Origin of the sequence: Methylophaga sp. UBA4204, from assembly GCF_002379485.1 — a bacterium.
Lineage (GTDB): Bacteria > Pseudomonadota > Gammaproteobacteria > Nitrosococcales > Methylophagaceae > Methylophaga.
In genome coordinates this window covers 5057-7261 of record NZ_DFTU01000025.1, presented here as the reverse complement: position 1 = coordinate 7261, position 2205 = coordinate 5057, and the positions used below count along the sequence as shown (strand labels likewise).

Annotated in this window: 3 protein-coding genes; all 3 read left to right on the top strand. The window is 37.2% G+C overall.

The features are described 5' to 3' along the window. Positions 1 to 393: 393 nt before the first annotated feature. Positions 394 to 876 (top strand): hypothetical protein, encoded by a 483-nt coding sequence (locus B3182_RS03205; protein WP_292356783.1) that lies wholly within the window; start codon positions 394 to 396, stop codon positions 874 to 876. A 713-nt stretch (positions 877 to 1589) separates the two neighbouring features. Beyond that, a complete protein-coding gene (locus tag B3182_RS03200; RefSeq protein ID WP_292356785.1) occupies positions 1590 to 1841 on the top strand; it encodes a hypothetical protein in 252 nt (83 codons plus the stop codon). Positions 1842 to 1903: 62 nt separating this feature from the next. Further along, positions 1904 to 2205, top strand: a 302-nt coding sequence (locus B3182_RS03195) for a cation-transporting P-type ATPase (RefSeq protein ID WP_292751515.1), incomplete at its 3' end; no start/stop codon positions are given.

Genomic DNA, 2205 nt, shown 5'->3' with positions numbered 1-2205 from the left:
TGCAGAATTTAAAATCTTGTGGGGTTTGTTGTCATTCTCAGTAAAAGCATGTCCACTTGCACCGACTTAATCTATTGATTTAATTAAATACATATTTTTTATGGTAGTAAATATCAGTCTGATTATTGGCTGTGAATGTCGAGCTTATGCCGAGATTTGTATTAAAAGTATGTCTTATGCTGCAACAATACAAAGGTGGTTTTTAAAAGTCATCTTTAAATTGATGTGTGATCTACTAGAGATGTGCTCATATGAATCTCTAAAAATACGGATACAACTTCCTGTCTAGGTGAAGTTTTGTAAAGTATTTCATCTTAAAATGTAAATTTAATAAGCCACTAAGGCTGATACGCCTATGCTACGGTAAATCGTAAAGTTGAATAGGAGTTTCATATGAGCAATGTTATTAATATAGAAAAAGCAGCTGAAAATTTAAAACGGCTAAGAGAAAGGCATAAGGAATTCATGCTAGAACTCAGGAAGCACCATGGACAAGAGGAAAATCCAGTTGGCTCTTTGAGATTTGATGATGATCAGCTATCCATAATAGTGTTGGGAGTTTCTCTTGATATTAAACATCGTCCCGTAGTCGTGGAAACCATGATGCCCGAGCTTATTGAATATGTAGTATTTACCGAGCATGAAAGCGAGCATGTCGTTGTTTTTAAATTCTACCTTCATCTGAATTCCTGTCTGAGCAGAAATCCGGACTCAGAGTCGAAGCTTTGTGATTATGACAACCATAAAATAGAAAAGATCTTGGTTTATGAGGTTTCGGAACAACTTCTTAAATCTCCTATTTTTAGGATTGAAAACAAATCAAAGTCTGACCCATTATCTGAAAAGAAGGATAGTGCTCAAAGTGAAATGCAATGACCCAAGCAAATTTTCTATTCTCGGCCCGTCATCGTGGCTCGCATTTGCAAAAAGTTAGAAATAGTTATTGAGTTGCGATTACAAGCTTTAATGTTGTTTTGGCATGGGAAATATATTCCTTCTAAAGGACTATTTTGTCTGCATTGTTAAAAAAGACTTATTTCGAGGCTCGGTATCGCTGAGCTGATTCGTCGTTTTGGTTATTCACCAATTTTATTCCCTAAAGATAGTAAATCATTACCTTATAAAATAATCGAACTAGAATTGACATCACATAATGTTAATGTCTTTGCTTTTAATGGATCAATGCGACCCGTGCATGAGATAAAGAGGGGCGCAATCAAGATCGCCTCATCTATTGGTTTTTGTTTACTTCCCATATCGATTGCCAGTAGGCCACATCACACATATTGTCAATGTTGGGAAATAATTGAAATTACAAGCATTTTATCCAAAGTGCTAATGGTTATCGGTGAGGAAATAGTTATCACTAGTAATCTGCAACATAGAGATATTTTCCTGAGGTAGGATTATGTTGCCCATTCAATAGTGTTGATCGACAGGAACAGATAGAAAACGTACTGCAATCATATTGTTGATTACGACAATCTATGAGAGTAACTATGGGGTATAACTATTATTAGTGGGCATATTTGTATTTTTTGAAAAATGACCATCAGCAATTGGATTAATGGTGGATGGAGGAACCCACTATGAAATTACATAACTATAAATTCATACTGGCTGCGGCTCTGACAATCCTCATAATTGGTGGCGTTGTTACGCTGCTTGTACTAATGTCGCCAGAGCTTCTCAAGATAGCTTCTGGGGGCTTACCAGCTATGAATGACGGAAATAGATCATGGTCTTTGAGTTTGATGGGGTATTTTAAAGGGCTCTGTTTCTGGTCAATATTTATAGGTTTGGCTGTTTGGCTATTCAACCAAATTTATTATCATCTTTGATGGCCTACTAAGAAACCATTCTCACTGAATCAAGGGAATAAGTCATGCATCGGTACGTACCCATGGATCGTTTGCAGGGCATATTAAGTAACAATCAAGGTTTATCAAAGGCAGAGGCGGCGCTTCGGATCAAGAAATACGGGCCTAATGACATAATCGACACATCGGCTTCGCCATTACTGATAGCACTGCAAGACACACTACGTGATCCGATGCTTTGGTTTCTGGTAGCAACTTCAATTCTATTCTTGTCATTGGGCGAATTTGTCGAATCTTTCGTACTCTTTGCAGCAATAATCCCCTTGATTGGAATGGATTTTTACTTACATCGAAGAACACAAACCTCCACTCAAGGCCTCAAAAT

Bases quoted from the DNA above. Each gene is read 5' to 3' on its own strand.
- B3182_RS03205 (WP_292356783.1), top strand. From the start codon at position 394: ATGAGCAATGTTATTAATATAGAAAAAGCAGCTGAAAATTTAAAACGG.
- B3182_RS03200 (WP_292356785.1), top strand. From the start codon at position 1,590: ATGAAATTACATAACTATAAATTCATACTGGCTGCGGCTCTGACAATC.